Below are 19,331 nucleotides of genomic sequence, written 5' to 3'. Positions count from 1 at the left end.
AGTGGTGACGATTTCATGAACCCGCGACCGCGGCGCCATCGCACACGCGTGATTCGAGGATCCAGCACACATCGACGTCGGTGTCGGGCGCATCGTTGCGAGCCCTCCCCAGCAGGGTTTGGAGAGTCAACTGCAACGTGATCAGTTCGCTGATCTGTTCCTGCACGGCGGCCAGTCGTTGCGCCAGGAGCTCGTTGACTCGAGCGCATGGTGCGAGACCTCGATCATGCAGGTCGAGGACGTCACGCACGTGGGTCAGCGTCAACCCTGCGCCCTGTGCCGACCGGATGAAACGCAACCTGCCGACGACGTCCGGCGTGTAGTCGCGATAGCCGTTGGCCAGGCGCTGAGGCGGCGCAAGCAGCCGCTGCGTTTCGTAGAACCGCAGCGTTCTTGCCGGGACCCCGCTGAGGTGGGCGACTTCACTGATGCGCATGGGTGTGCGTGTCCTCCTTGACCTTCCACCGCAGGAGAATGTTCATGATGGGTTGGGGGACCGGAGCACGTCCAGTCCCGGAACGTCGAAAGGGCTGATTCCTCAATGGATCCCATCGAGATGATGAAGTGTTGCGAGATGATTGTTGGCGCGATGATGGACGACCCATGCTACCCGCCGCCTCCTCCACCGCCGGGGATGTGAGCGCATTCATGCGTACCGCTGTCTGGAAGACGAATTCGAAAGGCAGGCAGTACTTTTCATGACATACACAGATGCCAGACCGGCGCCGCAGGTAGAACTGCTGGTCATTGCCGGTTGCCCGCATCGGACTCTCACGGAGGCCCTCGTGCGGGTAATGCTCGACCAGCTCGGCCTGGGCCACATTGCCGTGCGCACCTCGGTGATCGACACCCCCGCCGAAGCCCTCCGGCTGGGGTTCAGCGGATCGCCGACCATCCTGATCGACGGCATCGACCCGTGGCTCCCGAGGCGGCCACAACCTGCCATAGCGTGCCGGCTCTACCCGACAACCGACGGGCTGCCCGATCGCCAGGAATTGGCCGCTGCCCTGCACGCTGCCGCTGTGACAACACCGCGTCGTCAATCACCGCAGACCGCGTGAAGGCGGGGGCATATGTCCACGGGAGCGCCGTTAACCGTGGGACTGGATATAGGCCAAAAGTCCGAGCACGTCGTCGGGCATCAGCCGACCGATCGCGCCACTGGAGTAGACAGCGGTGAGCACTGTGCCATCAGGAGCGAGCACGAATCCGGTTGACTCGAGATAGACCGGGTCCGAGTTGGTGTAAGCCCCGACGGCGGCGGACACGGCTGCGGCGTCCGCGCTGTGCCCGATCGGGAAACCCAACCGCCGCTTCTCGATCAGCGCAGCGGTGGTGGCCTCATCATCGACCGATAGCGCGACTACCCGCGCATCGACTTCCTCGAGCGCGCCCTGCGCCCGACTGAACGCGGCGAGCTGGGCGTTGCAATACGGGCACCAGGACCCTCGATAGATCAAGACGATCCCGTAGGAACCAGCGAGATCGCCCGGCAGCGACAGCGTTCCGCCGCCGACGGCCGATAACTTCAGCTCCGGAAACAGCTGTCCATTTTGCAAAGTGGGCACGTTGGGCTCCGATCGTTATTTGTACTGACTAGTACACTATGGAGTATCCAAACTGTACCGTCAAGTACATTACGAATACAGTAATCCTCAACTCACCACGTACCCACATCTCCCTAGGCGACGCGTCGGCGATCCTGCCGACTGGGCGACCACCCCCTTCAAGCGTGTGTCGTCGAGTGCGCGTTGTCGCGCCGATGTCGATCGCCGGCTGTGTAATCGAGTGGCGGGTAATCGATCTCGATGTGGAGCGTCGGAATCGGATTAGCTTCCGATGCTGCGGGTCTCGGCGACCGGCAATTCCATCGGCAGCGCCGGAGTCTGGATGGGCCGCGTCGGCACGGGCACCGCGGTCCGGCGCGTAGGCGACTCACGCAGCCAGTAGGCTGACGAGATTAGTGCGTGGCGTCCGGTTGGGTGCGCGCAGTTGTCCTCGACGGTCTTTGTCGTGGCGCCGGCTGTAGGGTCGCTGCCAGTGCCGTGTCCAGCGCATGCCGCAGGGGTGCGACGTCATTGTGGACGTCTGCCAGGAGCATTCCGCCTTGATAGGCGGCGAGCAGGCCTGCGGCCGAACGGGTGGGGTCGGCCTCGGGACGCAGTCCACCACGGTCGGCAATGCGTCCCAGTGCGTTGGCGATGGCTTGCTCCCAGCGGGCAAACCCGGCCTTGAGCGCTGCGCGTGCCAGGCCGTGGTCAGTGCTATCGAGCTCGTAGATCAGGGAGCCGATCGGGCAGCGGATGGGGTCAATGGAGGACGCGTGCTCCCGGACGGCGTTCGCGCACCATGTGCGCAGATCGTCGGCCGTGCTGACGGTGTCGAACGAGGGCTCGACAGAAGCCAGGACACGTTCGACCTGAAAACCGACGACGTCTGCCACCAGGTCCGCCTTGTCGGCGAAGAAATGGTAGAGCTGGCTGCGGCCGGCGCCAGCGGCGCTGCCGATCTGATCAAGAGTCGTCGCGCGCACCCCTTGACGGGCGAACAGCACGCATGCCGCCTCGAGGATGCGGGTCACCGTCGCACGGCCACGGTCCGTCGACGGTGCGGTGATCATCGAGCAACCGTACCAAGCGATCCGATAAATGTACTGTACAGTACAGAGTGTTGCCGCTTTAGTGCGGTGTGGGCCGCGTCCGAAGGAGAACACCGTGGGTATTGATGTGGGGGACAGGTTCCCTGTCGACATCGCCATCGAAGGCCGCGAAGGGCCTATCTCGATCGCGCAACTGATCGGCACCGGTCCTGCTGTCCTGGCGTTTCACCGGCTGTGGTGTCCGTTCTGTCAGCAAGCCGCCCGCGACCTTGAAAGCGTGAAAGCCGAATTCGACGCCATCGGCGCGCGTGTTGCCATCGTTTACCGCGACGACGTCGAGACGGTATGTGATTCATGCGCACAGCGCGGCATCACCCTCGACTGTCTCAGCGATCCCGAGCGTGAACTCGAACGCGCCGCTGAAGTTGAGCGCTTCTCCGTCGGTCGATACGCAGCGTTCGCCCCGAAACGGCTTGTTCGGGTGTTGCGTTCCGGAAGTCGTATCAGTCGGCCCTCGTTGGAAATTCTGCAGGGGCGAGGCACTTTCGTCATCGACAGCGATGCGCGCATTGTGTACGTCCACCGCAGTACCACAGCGGCGGACATCGCTCCTGTCGACCAGATCCTGACCGCCGCGCGGCAGGCGGCACAACATGCGGGTCGCCGCGGGAAATCAGACTGAAGGCACGGTGCGAACCCCGTCCGCGAAGGTAGTCATAGTTCCGTCACAATTTGACGAATGATTGTGCACTACCGTGCTTTTGGAGGCATCAACGCGAAAATCGGCGACACGGTGCAGTGACCGGTTCGCGTGCCGTCGACGTCGACGTCGACGCCGACGGCCGATGTTAGACGTTCATTGGTTCACAACGGACAAGGAGTTGCGATGAAGACGGTACTTGCTGGTTTGGGAATGGCGGCGTTCACGGTGCTCATGCTCGCACAGGCGCCTGCGGCTTCCGCGGCCGCCGCCGATGGCGTCATCAATGATCTGCGCGCCGAGGGATATCTCGTGCAACTCAACCAGACGCCGACGGCCTCGTTGACGGCATGTTCGGTTAACGGTGTGCGCAAACTCGACGGCGGCACGCCCACCGCGCTGGTCGACGTCGTCTGCCCGGACGGCTGCTGAACGGTCACCGTCAACCTGAAAATCGCTCGCTTGATCTCGGCGGCAGAAGCAGACGGAGGCATCCTATGAAGGCTATCGAATTGACCGCTTTGGACGGTTTCGACAGCCTGCGATTATCGGAGGTTGACAAGCCCAGCCCGGCACCCGGCGAAGTATTGATCAAGGTCCGCGCGGCGGGGATCAACTACGCCGAACTGGAACAGACCACCGGGCGCTACCCGTTGCAGCGACCGCTGCCGGCAGTGCTGGGGTTCGAGGCCGCCGGCGAAGTCGTGGAACTCGGCTCGGGCGTCGAGGATTTGACCATCGGTGACACGATCGCCGCCCCGGTGCTCAGCGGTGGATACGCTGAATTCGCCACAGCAAGAGCAGATTCGGCGCTTCGAATTCCCGAAGGAATCGACTTCGCCCAGGCCACCAGCATTGTTGTGCAAGGGCTGTCGGCGTGGGCACTGCTCAAACTTGCCGCCAAACCAACACCCTCTGACACTGTGCTGATCCAGGCCGCCGCGGGCGGTGTCGGGCTGTATCTGGTCCAGCTCGCCAAGGCTTTGGGGGTGGGACAAGTCATCGCGTTGGCCAGTACGGCAGAAAAACGTGACCTCGTCACCGAACTCGGTGCCGACGTGGCCATCGACTACACCCAGCAAGGCTGGGGCAAGAAGGTCCTGGAGCGCACCGACGGTCGGGGCGTTGACGTCGTAATGGAGATGGCTTCCGGCGAGACCGGCAAGGCGAGCTTTGCCCTGCTCGCCCCATTTGGTCGCGTCGTAATGTTCGGCGCCAAGAATGCGCACGACTCATTGCAGCCTGAACAGGTTCGCCAGCTCATTCACAACAATCAGACTGTGGTTGGTTTCAATTTCCCGTCGCTCAGGCCGGACGATCTGCGCCCGCTCGTGCCCGAATTGCTCAACCTGATCAGCCAAGGACGGGTGAGGATCATCGCCGACACGTCGTACCCGCTGGCGGAGGCCAAGGAAGCGTTCCATGCCATCGCTTCGCGCCAGACCATCGGGAAAGTGGTCCTGGTGCCCTGACGGCTGCCGATCGCATGCGGGACACGACAGCCGGCAGGCTAGCTGTGGTGATGACGTCGATAATGGCGCGCCGCCCGCATGCGGTTGGCGCAGATGTTCTGGGTGCAAAACTTCCGTCGCGCGTCTGCAGCGACGAAAAGCATACTGCACGTGGGGTTTTGGCAACGCCGCAGGCGTGTCTGCGAGGGGCTGGAGAGTAGGTCGATCAGGCTGTCCGCAGCGGCGGCGAGCGCCAGTTGGTGCCGCTGGTCGCCGATCGGGTGATACGTCGTTGTCGTTGCCCATCCGGTCTCCGTGTGCACGAGTTGGCGGGTGCACGTCACGCTGGCGGCAATCCCGTTCACCAGGTCCAGGGCCGCGATGTCCGGTGATGTGCCGGCCAGGTGTCCATCGAGGATCGTGCGGACGGCGTGGCGTAGTTCGACAGTGGGCGCGAGTGGGGGCGCTGGTGCGCCGTCCGGCACGCGATCGTGCTGCAGGTCCCACCAGAGTCGGCATCTGGTTTCGTCGGAAAGCAGGTCCGTCGCAGGGCTCGTGGAGGTGATGATCGTGTCGGCCAAGTCGACCGCGAGCGGCTCGTCTGCCAGCGGAAAACCGAGAGTTTGAGCGCTGTCGAGTCTTGACCAGCCGCCCATCGCTATAACGGTAGCACGGTATTGACACCGTTACGTCCGATGGGGTAGAAACTAACGGCAACTGATTTTAGTAACCGTTAGTAACTGAGAGGAAGTGCGATGGAATCGTTAGAACTGTTGCGACGGGCCGACGGCCGTTTGGCGGGGTTGGTAGCGACGCTGGCAGTGTCGGATCTGGACCGTCCCAGCCCGTGCAGCGGATGGTCGGTGCGGTCGATGCTGAGCCACACGATCGCCTCGATTGATGCATTCGCCGCGGCCGTTGACGGTTTGGGCGGCCCGACCGAGGCGGAGCTCTTCAGCGGATCGGACATTCTCGGTTCGGACTGGGTCGCCGTTGTCGAGCGGTCGATCAAACGTTCTCAGCAGGCGTGGGCGACGGTGACCGATTGGGACATGCCCGTCGCCACCGTGCTCGGGTCGATGCCGGCCGCTCAAGCCATCGGCATCATCACGTATTCGACACTAATTCATAGCTGGGATCTCGCGGTGGCCATCGACCAACCGGTCGAATTCGACGTCTCCGAGGCGGCTCTGGCCGAGGCCGTCGGATCTCAGCTGGTTCCGGCGCTACAACCTCAAGGCATGTTCGGCCCGGAGGTTGAAGTGGGGACCGATGCCAGCCCCACTGAGCGCGTGGTGGCCTTTTCGGGTCGTAACCCGCTCTGAGGTGCCGGCATGATTACGTGTCAGCACTTCGTAAGATCTGACGCGGGATTTCGGCGGTAGTGTGACATCGTGTCACTGAACAACGGTTTGCTGCGGCCGCTGACCGGGATAGCCTGTGCCGCAACAGGACTCGGTATCAGTGAAATCCTGGCCGTACTATTCGGGCCGGCGGCTGACCCTGTGACTGCGGTGGGTGCCGAAATTATCGAATTGACACCCGGGTCGGTCAAAGAATGGGCGATCCAGACATTCGGTACGGCGGACAAACTGTTTCTAGTGGTGGCGGTCATTCTGACTGTCGCTGCTATCGCGGCGTTCGCGGGAATATCTGAAGCTCGACGCCGACCGGTCGGAAGCGCCGTGATCACGGCCGGTGGTGTACTCGGGTGCGCAGCGATATTACTGCGCCCCGAGGCCACACCGGTCGACTTCATTCCCACCGCGATCGGGGTCGCCGTCGCGGTCATCGCGCTACGGATGTTGACCACCCGGCAGACGACCCGGGGCTCCACGTCAACAGTCGACAACACCGACACGAGTCGCCGGATGTGGCTGACCGCGCTCGGGCTTCTGGGGCTCGGCGCCGCCGGCGCGAGTTCGGGAATCCTGCTATCGCGGCGGGCACACTCGGTGGCCGGCGAAAGAGCCGTCACCGCCACGCCGAGCGCCGCGGTACGGGCTCCGCTGGTGCCGACCGAGGTGCAGCCGCCCGGCGTAGCACTACCGACATTCATCACCCCCACCACTGATTTCTATCGGATCGACACCGCCCTGGTGGTACCACAGCTCAGTCGTGCTGATTGGCGACTGCGCGTCCATGGCATGGTGAATCGCGAAATCATCTACATGTTCGACGATTTGCGCGCATTCCCACTTGTGGAGAAGGCGGTCACGCTTACCTGCGTGTCCAACCCGGTGGGCGGGGATCTCATCTCAACGGCCATGTGGACCGGCTACCGCGTGCGTGATCTGCTGGCGGCAGCCGGAATTCACCCCGATGCGGACATGGTGCTATCGACCTCCATCGACGGGTTCACCGCGGGCACGCCGGTTGAGGCACTCACCGATGGTCGAGACTCACTTCTGGCGGTCGGGATGAACGGCGAACCCTTGCCGATCAACCATGGTTACCCCGCACGGCTCGTGGTTCCGGGGCTGTACGGCTACGTCTCGGCCACCAAGTGGGTCGTCGAACTGGAATTGACCCGCTTCGACAAGGCTCAGGCGTTCTGGACTGGACTCGGCTGGTCGGCACATGGCCCGATCAAAACCCAGTCACGCATTGATATTCCGCGAAACGGCCAGCGGATCCGTTCGGGCCCCACCACTTTCGGTGGGGTCGCGTGGGCGCAGGGCAGAGGAATCCGGGCGGTCGAGGTCCGTATCGACGACGGCGACTGGCGCCCAGCACGTCTCGGGGCCAGCTATTCGAACGATACCTGGCGGTTATGGAGCTACCAGTGGGACGCAGCCTCCGAAGGCACCCACACCATCACCGCGCGCGCCACCGATAACACCGGCGCGGTTCAAACATCAGAGGAAGCTCCGCCGTCGCCCGACGGCGCCACTGGCCTACCTACCATAACGTTCGAGGTGTCATGAGAGTGTTGCTCACCGGCGCAGCCGGATTCATCGGTTCTCGTGTTTGGACGGCGCTAGCCGCCGCCGGCCACGATGTCGTGGCGATCGACTCGATGCTCTACGCTGCGCACGGCTCGGGTGCGCACCCGCCCGACGGATGTCGGATCAACGATGTGCGTGATCCCGACGCGCTGTCGGTTCTGCTCAAAGGCATTGATGTCGTGTGTCACCAGGCCGCCGTTGTCGGGGCTGGCATCAACGCGGCGGACGCGCCGGCGTACGGCAGCAACAATGACTACGGCACCGCGGTACTGCTCGCGCAGATGTACGACGCGGGCTGCCGGCGGCTGGTCCTGGCGTCATCGATGGTGGTCTACGGGCAGGGCCGCTACGAATGTCGCCGGCATGGGCCGGTCGACCCGTTGCCGCGCCGCCGCGCCGACCTGGATGCCGGAGTATTCGAGCACCGGTGCCCGATCGGCGGCGAAGAGCTCCAATGGTGCACGGTTGGGGAAGACTCGCCGTTACGACCGCGCAGTCTGTACGCAGCGAGCAAGACCGCGCAGGAACACTACGCGCTGGCTTGGGCCGACGCGGTCTGCGGCTCCGTCATCGCGCTGCGCTACCACAACGTGTACGGCCCACACATGCCGCGTGACACGCCCTACTCCGGCGTGGCGGCGATCTTCCGGTCGGCGCTGGAAAACGGCACCATCCCAAACATTTACGAGGACGGCGGACAGATGCGCGACTTCGTCCACGTCGACGATGTCGCAGCGGCCAACGTTGCCGCGGTGGAGTCCGACATCGGTGGTTTCGGTGCGTTCAATGTTTGCTCCGGGCACCCGATCGACATCGGCGATGTGGCCGGACTGCTGTGCGCGGCGCGCGGCGCGCAGCCACCCGTAGTCACCGGGCAGCACCGCAACGGCGACGTGCGGCACATCGTCGCCGATCCGGCACGTGCGGCCCGAGAACTCGGATTCACCGCATCGGTCCACCCGCGGGAGGGGTTGCGTGACTTCGCGTTTGCGCCCTTGCGAGCTTGATCTGACGTCGACAGCCTCGTGTAACCCTGGTGGCTATTTACAAATTGAAGTGGCGTTGGGGTGTGCCGGGCCGCACCGATGAGACGGGGTTAATGTGTCAGCGCAGCGTGATCCTGCACGCCGACCGTCATTGCGTGTCGTCTCGTCGGATTCCCGGTATCCGGACTGGGAGTCCGTCTACCAGGACAACGCGACGTGGGTGTACCGCACGATCTACGCGCGGGTCGGCAATCAGGCCGATGCCGAGGACCTCACTGCCGAGGTGTTTCTCGCCGCGCTGCGACCGCTGCGGTTGACGGCCAGTGCCGCCGAGGTGCGGTCCTACCTGCGGAGCACGGCACGCACCGTGCTCGCCGCGCATTGGCGCGAGACGATGGGGCGGGAGATCACCTGCATCGACCTCGATATCGAGGCGCCGCCGGAGGCGGAAGAGTCCATCAGCACCGCGCCGGACCGTGTCGCCGCGGTGTTGGACGCCCTGCCGGACAACTATCGACGCATACTGGAGCTGCGATTTCTCCAGACCAGGTCCATCAAGGAGTCCGCAGCGGAGCTCGGTGTCAGCGTCGCCAACGCAAAGGTGCTGCAACACCGGGCATTACGGCTGGCGGCACAGATCAACGAGAAGGGCGAGCCATGAACGCGCGCGGGTTGCGTCGATACCTCGACGATCTGCTGCGCGGGCGCAAGCCGACGGGATTCACGCCCGACGACTTCGACGCGGCGCAGATGCGTACCGCGATCGACCTGCAGGCCGCCCGGCCCGGCGCCGACGAGCCACGACCGGAGTTCCTCGCCGACCTGCAGAGCCGACTCGCCGCGCAGTTCGACGGCGACGACGCGCCGCCGCCCACCTGGCTGCGCGCCAACCGTCGTCAGGTGATCGTCGGGACGTCGGCGGCCGCCAGTGCCGCAGTCGCCGCAGTGGCGGTCGACCGGGCGTTGATGAGCGGCCGCGGTGAGCCGGCGAAGCAGGACACCGCGAGCCAGGAGCTGGTTCCGGCCGCCGGCAGCTGGCAGAAGGTCGCCGACAGCTCCGACGTGGCAGAGGGCGCGGTGCATCCGTTCGACCTCGGCTCGGTCGTGGGATTCGTGCGCCGGGTCGACGGGAACGTGCAGGGCATCTCTGGTGTCTGCACGCACCAGGGCTGCCGACTCTGGTTCGACGGACCGGACGACCGGCTACGGTGCCCGTGCCATTCCACGTCGTTCGCCACGGACGGGCACGTCCTGACCCATCAATTGCCGATCGCGCCAAAACCCTTGCCGAAGTTCGATGTTCGCGAAGTGGCCGGCGTCATCGAGGTGTTCGCACCCACGCCTCCGAGCCAGCCGGCCTGAGACGTGTAACCCGCCACCGTATCTGTTGGTGAGGGTGCGCAGGCGCACCCGCACCCGACGACTACGGAGGTTCCCGTCGTGTCACGACGAACCCTGGTTGCGCTCTGCGGCGCCGCCCTGCTCCTGTCCGCATGCACCTCGACCGCACCGCAGCAAAAAGCAGCACCCACACCAGTTTTCAGCTCCGACGTCAGTGGGACACCCGGCATGAGCGGACCCGGCGCGGGCTCCGGACCCACCATGGGTTCCATGGGGTCGATGACCATGTCCCCGCCCGAACCGGGCCACCAGGCGCCGATGCCGGCGGGCCCGAACGCGGTCAACATCGACAACTTCGCGTTCGCGCCCGACACCCTGACGGTGCCGGCGGGAACGACGGTCACCTGGACCAACCACGACGAAGATCCACACAACGTCGTCGCCGAAGGTGGCCAGTTCCGTTCTCCCACAATGGGTTCCGGCGCCACTTTCAGCTACGCCTTCACCACGCCCGGCACCTTCACCTACGTCTGCGGGATTCACCCCTTCATGCACGGAACGGTGGTGGTCCGATGACCGACGACTCGTCGCAGCGCGACCCGCAGCAGATGAACCGTCGCCAATTGCTCCGGCACACGGCGTGGTTCGGTGCCGCTGTCGGGTTGTCGGTGGTCGGTGGGGAAGTGCTGTCGCACGTTGCGGGCAGCGGCTCATCCGCGCCGGCGGCGCAGCCCACGTTGCGCTTCGCGCAGGTCAGCGACAGCCACATCGGCTTCACGGGTGCCGCCAACACCGATGTGGCGGGCTCGTTCACCCATGCGATCGACACCGTCAACAACCTGGGCTACACGCCGGATTTCGTGATCCACACGGGCGATCTGACGCATCTGGCCACCCCGGAGCAGTTCGATCAGGTCCGGCAGATGATGACCGGGCTGCGGACCCCGCACGTGTTCACCGTTCCGGGCGAACATGATTCGGCCGACGACGCCGGCGCCAAATACCGCAAGACCTTCGGGGCGGGGACCCGCGGCGACGGCTGGTACAGCTTCGACATCGCCGGCGTGCACGTCATCGCGCTGGTGAACACGCTGAACCTCAAGAAGCTCGGGCACCTCGGCGTCGATCAGCTCGAGTTCGTGGAGAAGGACGTCGCCTCGCTGTCGAGTGATACGCCGATCGTGGTGTTCAGCCACATTCCGCTGTTCGCGATGTATCCGGATTGGGGCTGGGGGACCGACGATGCCACGCAGGCCTTGAGCTACCTGAAGCGGTTCGCCTCGGTGACCTGCCTCAACGGCCATGTGCACCAGGTGTTTTCCAAGACGGAAGGCAATGTCACCTTCCACAGCGGGACCACCACCGCCTATCCGCTGCCGCATCCCGGCGACGGTCCGGCGCCGAAGCCGCTGACACTGCCGGCCGGCAAGCTGCACGACGCGCTCGGTATCCGTGAGGTGAGTTATCAGACCGGCCAGCACACGCTCGCGCTCAAAGAACGGACTCTGCTGTGACTCTCGTCTATCGTCTGGTGATCGCGGCGGCCATGGTTGTCAGCGGCGGTGTGCACGCGTACCTCTACCTGCACGGTTACGGTCACATCCCGACAGTCGGCACCGGGTTCCTGGTGCAGGCTTCGGTGTTCTGCGCTGTCGGCGTCCTGCTGGCGGTGGGTGCTCCGAGGTGGTTCGGATGGGCGTCGGGCCTGTTGTCGGCAGGCGCGCTGGCGGCGTTCGGGCTGTCGCGAACAGTGGGATTGTTCGGATTCGTGGAGACGGGCTGGGAACCAGCGCCTTACGCACTCATCAGCGTTATCGTCGAAGCTGTGGCGGTGCTGGCGGTCGCCGCCTGGCTGGCGCAGATGTCGCGGCAGCGATCAAACCCAGGCGCCGGAAAGAATCCGTAGCCGCCCGACGGCGCTCCGGGACTGGGCCTCGTCTGCTACCTCTAGTCACATGACGGTGTCTTGATTCGGGTGGGCCAGCGCGGTACGCCACCTCGTGGCGCGGGCTATTGGGTTCATACCAACGGTCAACGTTGCACACATATGTGTGCAACGTAAAAGCGCATGCCAACTCCATTGCAGCCGGGAAGCCAGTTGGAAAAGTCGACGAGGCCGATAAGTTTCGTCGACTGCCGGTGATCACTCGAGCGGATGGGTTCAGCCTCGGGTCCAGTAAACGGGCGTTGGACCTGTACCTGAAGCTGTCGCTGTTGCGGCGGGCTAACCCCGACCGGCCGCACGCGTGCCTGATGACCGGTACACCGTTCACCAACACGCTCGCTGAGGCTTTCGTGTGGCAAACCATGCTGGCCCCAGAGCAGTTGGCCCGCACCGGATTAGGTCACTTTGACGCCTGGGCGGCTCAGTTCGTGCGGTACAAGGTGCTCATCGAGACCACCCCGGACGGGTCGGGATTCCGGTCACGGCGGCGGCCAGGGACCATTCAGAACGTCCCCGAGCTGCGCACGATGCTGTCGGACTTCATGTCGATGGTGCGCGCAGACAGCGTCGGGCTGTCCCGTCCGGAGGCCAGCAACCACACTCATCTGACCGAACGCACTGCCGGACAGCGGGCGTTCATGGAGACGCTGGTGGAGCGTGTCGATGCCATGCAAAAGCGCCTGCCGTCGGCTAACGCGGACAACATGTTGTTGATCTGCGGGGATGGGCGCAAGGTCGCGCTGGATCCGAACCTGGTGGGAATCCGGGAGACGGCACCCAAGTTGGAAGGCGTGGCAGCGCTGGTGGCCGACATTTACCACAACACACGGGATCTGGTGTATGAAGGGTCGCCGAATCCGGGTGCGTTCCAACTGGTCATGTGTGATCTGGGCACACCAAAAAAGGGCGACGCACAGAGCTATGGGCGGATCCGCGACGGGCTGATAGCGCGCGGTGTTCCGGCCGAGAAGATTAGGTTTGTCCATGAAGCCACGACGCCGAAAGCGCGCGAGGCGCTGTTCGCTGCGTGCCGTGACGGCCGGGTCGCGGCCCTCCTGGGCTCCACGGCCAAGGTCGGCATTGGGACCAACCTGCAAAACCGGCTCCATTCCCTTCACCACGCAGACCCAACTTGGACGGCTGCCGCGTGGGAGCAGCGCAATGGGCGGGGGCAGCGCCACGGCAATCAGCATGATGTTGTCGGGATCCATTCACACGTGGCGCGTGGAACATTCGACGCTTTCATGTTCGGCACGGTCGAAAGAAAATCGCGCGGATTTTCTCAGCTGTACCGAATGGATGGCCAGGCACGCGAGATCGAGGACATTGGCGATGAGACGTTGACGTTTGGTGAGTTGAAGGCGGCAGCCGCCGGAAACGAGCTGCTGTTGCGTCAGCACGAGCTGCAGACTCGCGTGCGTACCCTGCGCCTGGCGCACGTCACAGTTCAGCAGAACGTGCGGACATTGCTCAATTCGGCGGCCTACAGTGACAGGGCTGCCGAGGCCGCTACGAGTCGGCTGCAGCGATTGACGACATTCACCGAACATTGCGCCGATGGCATGGGTGATGTGGATCTGACGCGGGTGGCTGAGGACGCCTGTGCTGGTCGAGATCCGAGCCGGCATTACCCTCGCTACCGGGCTGAGTGGAGTGGTCGCCGGGTATCGATCCGGATCGCCGATACCGATCCGGGCCAGCGGTTGGAACTCGACGTCGATTACGGGCTGCTGTGGGCTGAACCTCTGCCCGGCAAGGTGTGCCGGCGTGGGCCTGAGGCGGTGAAGGCCTGGGCGGAGGCCATGGTGGCTGCTTGGGTTGCCGGGGTGCCGCGTGAGATGGCCCAGACGCGCGGGAAGCTGGCGGAGTCAAAGCGCCAGGCGCAGGAGGCCCGCGACACAGCCGGGGCTACCGATGTCAGCGAACCTGCAGAACTCATTGCGGCGCGTGCTGAACTCGCAGAAGTCAACAAGGCGATCAATGAAGCACTGAAGGAGCAAGACCCGCCGGCCGAAGCGGCGTAGAGGGGCGACAGCAGGGGCGACGGGCCCCACCGACGAATCGCGTCGTCGGTGGGGCCCGTTCGCGTGGCTGAGGTCAGCAGTCCCACCAACTACCCCACCCGGTATAGGGGTGGGGTAGTTGGTGGGTAAGAAAAGTGCTGTGGCGCTGGCTGATTGGTCAGATTGTGTCGGGGTGTGGCGGTAGAATCGCTGGTGTAGGGCAGGCCATCCGGCAGGCCCACAAAGATCCCGAGAGGGGATTATCTTGACTGCTGTCGTTGAGGGTTCGGCCGTGGCGGTGTCGCGTTCTGTTGCGGAGCTGCTTGGTTGTGGTGTGCAGCCGGGGGCGGCGGTGTGGGCGGCCACGGTGGACAGCGGCCCGGTGCCGGGTTGGCTGGTGGTTGAGCGGGTTGTGGTGGGGCGGGAGCGGCGGTGTGCCATCGTGCAGGCCGAAGCGTGCGCGGTGGTGTCGGCTGGTCCGATTTCTGAGGTGCAGGTGGCCTCGGGTCCGATCCCGACCGATGAACTGATGCCGGAGTGGGTTTCGGCTCTTGCCTCGTCGTATTGGGAGGCCCAGGATGCGCGTGCTGAACGGGACGCTGCCCGCTCGGCGCTGCAGGTTCATCAGGACCGCTTGGAGCGCATTGTGGATGCATCGCACGAGTTCGCCGATGAGCACTCGCTGTGCTCGGACTTTGACGCGTTCATGGTTGGCGAGGGATTGCGTCCGAGGATGAGTGACTGGGACAACATGGTGAGCGCGACCGTGCGTGTGCGGGTGACTGTGCGGGCCCGCAACGCCGAGGATGCAGAGTCTCAGGTCGATGAATCGCTGGTCGTCGATGCGTTGATGGAGCTGGCGAGTCGCCGGAGCGCTCTGAGTGACGCACTGCTGGATCACGACGTGGTGGATACCGAGAGGGCGTAGCCGGGCAAGGTGGCGCGGTCGGTTGGGGCCGGCGCGCCACCTCCCCTCTCGGTATGAGGTGGGGAGGTGGCGGGTCTGTTTTGGTGGGCCCGCTGCTGCTGAGGCTGCGTTGTTGTTGCTTTCGCCGTGGTTGCCGCCGCTCGCAAGCAATCCGGGTTTTGTCGGTGGGTGCGGGTAGATTTCTTGTTGTTGGGCAAGCCATTCCGGCGGGCCCCTGCATTCCCGAGAGGGGAACGTGTCATGACTGCATCCACTGTGGAACGGATCTCGCCAGCTGTCGACGGTAGCGGACAGGTGGACTGGCCGACCTTGTTGACTCAGGCGCTCACGCTGCCCGGGCAGATGGGCACGACGTATTGCCGGTTCTATCAGTACTCGCTGCAAAATCAGATGCTGCTGTGGGCCCAGGGGGTGAGCGAGCCGTGCGCCCCGTTCAGTGTGTGGAAGCGCCTGGGCCGGATCCCTGTCAAGGGTGGCGGCCGGTATGTGCTGCATCCGGCTCCGTTCCGAAAGACCGATGAGGAGACCGGTGAGGAAAAGGTTGTTGTGTGCCGGTTTCGGTTGAAGCGAAGCACCTTTCCATACTCGAATACTGTTGGTGAAGATGTGGTGTGGCCGGAGCTGCCCGAATGGGATTGGCAGCGCGCACTATCGGTGCTCGACATCGAGCAGGTGCCGTTCGAGATGATCAGCGGCAACACCCAGGGGTATTCCTACGAGCGTAAGGTTGCGATCTCACCGGTCTCAGTTTTTCCTGCCAAGACCGGTTTTCACGAGTTGGCGCATGTGATGCTTGGCCACACTACCGGGGCGTCCCGGGGCGAGGGTGAGTCGCTGTGTCGGGGTGTCCGTGAATTCCAGGCTGAGTCGGTGGCATATCTGCTGGCCCATGAGACCGGTCTGAGGGAGTGGGCGCCCGAGGAGTCACGCGCCTACATCCAAGACTGGTTGGGGGATGAAGAGGTCACCGACCGCCATATCCGGGCGGTGTTCACGGCGGTAGACAAGATCTTGACAGCGGGGCGCTCGGCGCCGGCCCTCGATGAGGATGCAGAGGTGGCGCGAGTTTCCAGCCTGGTCGACTGACGGTCGAGCGGTGGGGTACTTCCTCGGAGTGCCCCACCGCGGAGCGGCCGAGTCGGCATGATCCGTCCCGCATTCTCGCGCGCTCGTAACCGCGTTCGCCCGGTCACCACTTCCCCACCCGGTATGGGATGGGGAAGTGGTGACAACTGTTGGGCTGGTGAGGGTTTGAGTGTTGGTCTAGCGGGGGTCACTGGCCCGGATTTGTCGGTGGGTGCCGGTAATGTGAATGTCGTTGGGCAAGCCATTCCGGCGGGCCCCCGGAAGATCCCGGGAGGGGATTAGCGATGTTCGCTGTTGGCTCGTATGTGAAGGTTCGCGCGGGAGTCTCTGCTACCGAGAATCTTGAGGGTGCATTGTGCAGGGTTTCAGGGTCGCAGGGCGATCTGCGGGATGTCCGCCGCGTGGATACCGCAACGGGAGCGTTGGTCGGTATCGAGGTGCGATTCCTGGCCTCGGAACTGGAGTCAGCGACGCGCTAGGCGGAGTGGTGGCGGTGGCGTTGGGCAGCAGTCCAGCGCCACCGCTTGGCTTTGCGCTCCGCACACCGCCTCCCCTCCCGGTATAGGTGTGTGGAGGCGGTGAGTTCCTAAATCGGGTGTGCCCGAGGTGTATTCAGCGATGCCGGAGTGTCGGGGCGGGCCCGTAGACTCGGGGCTGTTGGGCAAGCCATGCGGGCGGGCCTTCGGAGGCTCTGGAAAGGGGCTGTATCCCGTGGAGCGCTTTCAGAATGCGGGTGATGGGTCTGGTCGGGCGGGGGTTGTCGAGGACACTCGTGCCAGTATCGCCAAGCATGGGTGGACGGTGATCGGGGTGTTTCCGACGTCGGACGATGAGGGTGTGCCGTTCGCGTACACGGTGGGGTTGTCGGCAAAACACCTGCCGGAGTTTGGCGGTCTACGGCCTGCCTCTCCCGGTTGGCCAGCAAGTGCTCAACATGGTCTCGCGGAGGATGGTCGACGCGGGGGCGGGGATTGTGGCGGGGCAGCGCATCGAGGACGTGCTTGTCGGGGATGTGGATCTGGTGGCGGTCGAAATGACCCGTACCGACGATCTGACGATGGTGCGACAGGTGTACGGGTCTGCGGGTTCCGCGGTGCAGTTGTGCTGGCCGGACCTTGATGGCCTGTTTCCCTGGGAGCGCGGCAGCACGACCGGTGATGGTGACCAGCCGGTGTACGGGGTGGCCCCCTCGGGTCGGCAGGTGTACCGCGCGACGCGGTTGACCGTGAAATGTGCGCAGGAGCTCGCCGACCTGGTTGCAGATGTGCCGAGGGGATCGTTGACGATGGTGGACCCGCAGGCCGACAACGATCTACGAGCTCGGTGGGGTGCACGGGCGTTGGTCGGGTACGCCACGCACCTGGGCGGCGCCAGCCTTGGGTCTGAACTGGAGACCGCGGCGACGGACATGCTCGCCGATGTGCGCCACCTGTTTGACGCGCTGGGCATGGATTGGCAGGCCGCGCTGTCGACAGTGGGCCGGAATTATCGCGCTGAGATCCTCGGAGAACTCTAGGCGCGGCTATGGCTGTGGCGCTGGAGCTTTCGGCTGACGCGAAGTGTCGGTAGTTGGCGGTATGTTGGCGGTGTTGGGCAAGCCATTCCGGCGGGCCCCGAAATTCCCGGAAAGGGGAGTTCTGTTGACTGCTGACATTGCCGCCGCGTCGTTGACGTTGACGATCAAGGTGGAAAACGCCTACAGCGATGGGCACACGTCCAAACAGGTCAAGACGGTCGAGGTGGAGCCGTTCGAGGAACTAGAGCAGCTGTGGGAGCAGCTTGAGGAGTTCACCGGGGACGGCCATGGCATCGGCAACGATTTGGGCTATTGCTTCGAGATCACGATCGTTGATGCCCCCGGTCGGCCCGAGCTGGTCGGCCTTGGCAACGAGTGGGTGGGCAAATGAGCACACCGACCCCGCCAGCGGGGGTGCTCGACGCCCTGGCTTCGCTGCGGGCCGCGTTCGACGGCATCCACGTCATGCACGAATGCAGTGACGATTGCCCGGCTGACTGCGATCTGAGCGACTACAGCGCATCGGCCTACCGTCGTCACGACGAGCACAACTTCGATGCGCGCGAGGAGATCCACGCTCGGGCAGAGGATCTAGTGGACGCACTCGATGATTGGCTGAACAGAGTCGGGACAGTCGGGCCGGAAGCGGCGGCCACACGATGAGTGTCCTCGCACGGCTGGATGTCGGGACGTACGTCGAACTTGGTCACGCCGTCGCCGTCACAGAGGCCTCGAGGACGCTCTGTGCTGTGTCGTCAGGGCAGACGGCGAGTCAACCAGAGCACAGGCCCAGAGGTGCCATTCCTGGCCGCCCTGGTCCTCGACGCCGATCAGACGGAACGAGCCGAGCCAGCGGTGTGCGGGTACGTGAGCGACCATGACGGGGCTTTGCACCTTCCAGCGCCGAGGACCACCCGAGGCCGGGGAGCGGTGCGACGAATGCGGTGTAGACACCGCCGCGGGCGCGTGAGCGTCAAGCTTGGTCCGGCTTGCTCGCTGTACCCGGCCAACGTGCACTGACCTGCCCAGGGGCACCGCAGGTTCCCTGCCTCGCGGGGCGTCCGGGGCGCGGTGGCTTCGAGACTGGCCTAGTACCCCGACCACCAGCACCACCTCCTTCCCCACTCGACATAGGTAGAGGAGGTGGTGTTTGAAAACGGTTGTTGTATCGCCCCGGGGGCCTATCCCGTGAGCAGCCGGTGGTCGTCCGGAACTAGCACCCGTGGTGAGATGGCCAGCAGTTCGGCGATCATGATGAGGTGATCTGTCCGGGGCAACGCCTCGCCTGACATCAGCCGGTACACCGTAGTTTGCGATGGTGCGCTATCTCCAAAGCGCTCTACCAAGCGTTGATGGAGCTTGAGCCGGGAAATGCCTTCTCTTGCCAGCGCCACCCGTAGCGTTTTCGCGGACCATTGCCGCAGCGGCCCATTCGGCCCTGCGGCAAGATTTGCGTGGTCTTCGTTGGTCATGATGAAGGCTCCTCCCAGTCGGCAGCGCAGAAACTGATGCGCGTGAGGCTCACCATATAGCGCAACAGCGTCGCCAGACTGCCCCGCGCACAATGCATTTCGTAACATAGACAACCAATGAATTAACGAGGGGCAACTGCCGCAGAACTCCAGAGGCCTCGACCAGCGGCCGGGTTGGGTGCAGGAGGCGTCTGGTGCGGCCGCTGGCGGCGCGGAGGGTGGTTTCTGAGGTGTGTGGGGGCCGGTGTATCGGCCGGAGCCGGAGTCGGGGCAGGTGGGGGCTTGTAGGACGGTGGTGATTTGTTGGGTGGAGGAGTCGCACCATCGGGTGAGGGTGCGGGTGCCGGTGGATTTTG

23 protein-coding genes and 1 pseudogene are annotated in these 19,331 nt (G+C 64.3%); 19 read left to right on the top strand and 5 right to left on the bottom strand.

All coding sequences use genetic code 11. The annotated features are described in order from the left end of the window. Positions 1 to 13: 13 nt before the first annotated feature. The gene (locus tag AC4LGL_RS27495) at positions 14 to 436 is read right to left on the bottom strand and encodes a heavy metal-responsive transcriptional regulator (protein ID WP_016343859.1); all 423 of its coding nucleotides are present in this window, start codon (positions 434 to 436) and stop codon (positions 14 to 16) included. Positions 437 to 698: 262 nt separating this feature from the next. Here AC4LGL_RS27495 and AC4LGL_RS27490 point away from each other — a divergent pair, with 262 nt between their 5' ends. Beyond that, the gene (locus tag AC4LGL_RS27490; RefSeq protein WP_016343860.1) at positions 699 to 1,061 is read left to right on the top strand and encodes a hypothetical protein; all 363 of its coding nucleotides are present in this window, start codon (positions 699 to 701) and stop codon (positions 1,059 to 1,061) included. A 30-nt stretch (positions 1,062 to 1,091) separates the two neighbouring features. Here AC4LGL_RS27490 and AC4LGL_RS27485 read toward each other — a convergent pair whose 3' ends face one another. Both AC4LGL_RS27485 and AC4LGL_RS27480 read right to left on the bottom strand, forming a co-directional pair. After that, positions 1,092 to 1,568, bottom strand: coding sequence for a redoxin domain-containing protein (locus AC4LGL_RS27485; RefSeq protein ID WP_016343861.1), 477 nt, complete (start codon positions 1,566 to 1,568; stop codon positions 1,092 to 1,094). A gap of 392 nt (positions 1,569 to 1,960) precedes the next feature. Continuing rightward, complete coding sequence (locus AC4LGL_RS27480; RefSeq protein ID WP_016343862.1) at positions 1,961 to 2,620, bottom strand: TetR/AcrR family transcriptional regulator; 660 nt, start codon at positions 2,618 to 2,620, stop codon at positions 1,961 to 1,963. Between the two features lie 94 nt (positions 2,621 to 2,714). Here AC4LGL_RS27480 and AC4LGL_RS27475 point away from each other — a divergent pair, with 94 nt between their 5' ends. The 3 genes from AC4LGL_RS27475 (at position 2,715) to AC4LGL_RS27465 (ending at position 4,771) form a co-directional block, all read left to right on the top strand. Then, a complete protein-coding gene (locus AC4LGL_RS27475; RefSeq protein WP_016343863.1) occupies positions 2,715 to 3,281 on the top strand; it encodes a redoxin domain-containing protein in 567 nt (188 codons plus the stop codon). A 204-nt stretch (positions 3,282 to 3,485) separates the two neighbouring features. Then, entirely contained in the window at positions 3,486 to 3,731 is a 246-nt protein-coding gene (locus AC4LGL_RS27470) for a hypothetical protein (RefSeq protein WP_016343864.1), read from the top strand. Positions 3,732 to 3,796: 65 nt separating this feature from the next. Further along, positions 3,797 to 4,771 carry a quinone oxidoreductase family protein gene (locus AC4LGL_RS27465; RefSeq protein ID WP_016343865.1) on the top strand — a complete coding sequence of 325 codons (975 nt, stop codon included), beginning with the start codon at positions 3,797 to 3,799 and terminating at the stop codon, positions 4,769 to 4,771. 38 nt (positions 4,772 to 4,809) lie between these two features. On the opposite strand, the gene AC4LGL_RS27460 is transcribed toward AC4LGL_RS27465, so the two are convergent. Continuing rightward, entirely contained in the window at positions 4,810 to 5,406 is a 597-nt protein-coding gene (locus AC4LGL_RS27460) for a CGNR zinc finger domain-containing protein (RefSeq protein WP_029374070.1), read from the bottom strand. A 99-nt stretch (positions 5,407 to 5,505) separates the two neighbouring features. Between AC4LGL_RS27460 and AC4LGL_RS27455 the strand changes: the two genes are divergently transcribed. From AC4LGL_RS27455 to AC4LGL_RS27385, 15 genes and pseudogenes are all read left to right on the top strand, one after another. After that, entirely contained in the window at positions 5,506 to 6,075 is a 570-nt protein-coding gene (locus AC4LGL_RS27455; RefSeq protein WP_016343867.1) for a TIGR03086 family metal-binding protein, read from the top strand. A 69-nt stretch (positions 6,076 to 6,144) separates the two neighbouring features. Further along, on the top strand, positions 6,145 to 7,677 hold the full coding sequence (locus AC4LGL_RS27450) for a molybdopterin-dependent oxidoreductase (RefSeq protein WP_016343868.1): 1,533 nt from the start codon (positions 6,145 to 6,147) through the stop codon (positions 7,675 to 7,677). Continuing rightward, entirely contained in the window at positions 7,674 to 8,705 is a 1,032-nt protein-coding gene (locus AC4LGL_RS27445; RefSeq protein WP_016343869.1) for an NAD-dependent epimerase/dehydratase family protein, read from the top strand. Before AC4LGL_RS27450 ends, AC4LGL_RS27445 begins: the two co-directional genes overlap by 4 nt. 94 nt (positions 8,706 to 8,799) lie before the next feature. After that, positions 8,800 to 9,345: an RNA polymerase sigma factor gene (locus tag AC4LGL_RS27440; protein WP_029374069.1), complete on the top strand. Its 546-nt coding sequence runs from the start codon at positions 8,800 to 8,802 to the stop codon at positions 9,343 to 9,345. Beyond that, positions 9,342 to 10,046, top strand: coding sequence for a Rieske (2Fe-2S) protein (locus AC4LGL_RS27435; protein WP_048896562.1), 705 nt, complete (start codon positions 9,342 to 9,344; stop codon positions 10,044 to 10,046). Before AC4LGL_RS27440 ends, AC4LGL_RS27435 begins: the two co-directional genes overlap by 4 nt. A 78-nt stretch (positions 10,047 to 10,124) precedes the next feature. Further along, on the top strand, positions 10,125 to 10,601 hold the full coding sequence (locus tag AC4LGL_RS27430) for a cupredoxin domain-containing protein (protein ID WP_242413820.1): 477 nt from the start codon (positions 10,125 to 10,127) through the stop codon (positions 10,599 to 10,601). Further along, positions 10,598 to 11,539 carry a metallophosphoesterase family protein gene (locus tag AC4LGL_RS27425; protein WP_016343873.1) on the top strand — a complete coding sequence of 314 codons (942 nt, stop codon included), beginning with the start codon at positions 10,598 to 10,600 and terminating at the stop codon, positions 11,537 to 11,539. Before AC4LGL_RS27430 ends, AC4LGL_RS27425 begins: the two co-directional genes overlap by 4 nt. Before the next feature lie 32 nt (positions 11,540 to 11,571). Next, entirely contained in the window at positions 11,572 to 11,931 is a 360-nt protein-coding gene (locus AC4LGL_RS27420) for a hypothetical protein (protein ID WP_048896566.1), read from the top strand. Positions 11,932 to 12,074: 143 nt separating this feature from the next. Continuing rightward, positions 12,075 to 13,994, top strand: a complete 1,920-nt coding sequence (locus AC4LGL_RS27415; RefSeq protein ID WP_491841606.1) for a helicase-like domain-containing protein — start codon at positions 12,075 to 12,077, stop codon at positions 13,992 to 13,994. Positions 13,995 to 14,238: 244 nt separating this feature from the next. Further along, positions 14,239 to 14,901, top strand: a complete 663-nt coding sequence (locus tag AC4LGL_RS27410) for a hypothetical protein (RefSeq protein ID WP_491841507.1) — start codon at positions 14,239 to 14,241, stop codon at positions 14,899 to 14,901. Between the two features lie 240 nt (positions 14,902 to 15,141). Further along, positions 15,142 to 15,987 (top strand): hypothetical protein, encoded by an 846-nt coding sequence (locus tag AC4LGL_RS27405; protein WP_491841506.1) that lies wholly within the window; start codon positions 15,142 to 15,144, stop codon positions 15,985 to 15,987. Between the two features lie 618 nt (positions 15,988 to 16,605). After that, positions 16,606 to 16,824: pseudogene (locus tag AC4LGL_RS27400) on the top strand (hypothetical protein); the annotation flags it as partial. Between the two features lie 97 nt (positions 16,825 to 16,921). Beyond that, complete coding sequence (locus AC4LGL_RS27395; RefSeq protein ID WP_491841505.1) at positions 16,922 to 17,503, top strand: DUF4262 domain-containing protein; 582 nt, start codon at positions 16,922 to 16,924, stop codon at positions 17,501 to 17,503. A 124-nt stretch (positions 17,504 to 17,627) separates the two neighbouring features. Further along, a complete protein-coding gene (locus tag AC4LGL_RS27390; RefSeq protein ID WP_491841504.1) occupies positions 17,628 to 17,894 on the top strand; it encodes a hypothetical protein in 267 nt (88 codons plus the stop codon). Beyond that, a complete protein-coding gene (locus AC4LGL_RS27385) occupies positions 17,891 to 18,166 on the top strand; it encodes a hypothetical protein (RefSeq protein WP_491841503.1) in 276 nt (91 codons plus the stop codon). The genes AC4LGL_RS27390 and AC4LGL_RS27385 overlap by 4 nt, the downstream gene beginning before the upstream one ends. Positions 18,167 to 18,684: 518 nt before the next feature. Here the strand turns inward: AC4LGL_RS27385 and AC4LGL_RS27380 are convergent. Further along, complete coding sequence (locus AC4LGL_RS27380) at positions 18,685 to 18,975, bottom strand: hypothetical protein (RefSeq protein WP_491841502.1); 291 nt, start codon at positions 18,973 to 18,975, stop codon at positions 18,685 to 18,687. Positions 18,976 to 19,331 lie beyond the last annotated feature (356 nt).

Source organism: Mycolicibacterium arcueilense (assembly GCF_058536225.1).
Note: the sequence above shows the minus strand (reverse complement) of the source record. Positions and strands in the feature narration are given on the sequence as shown.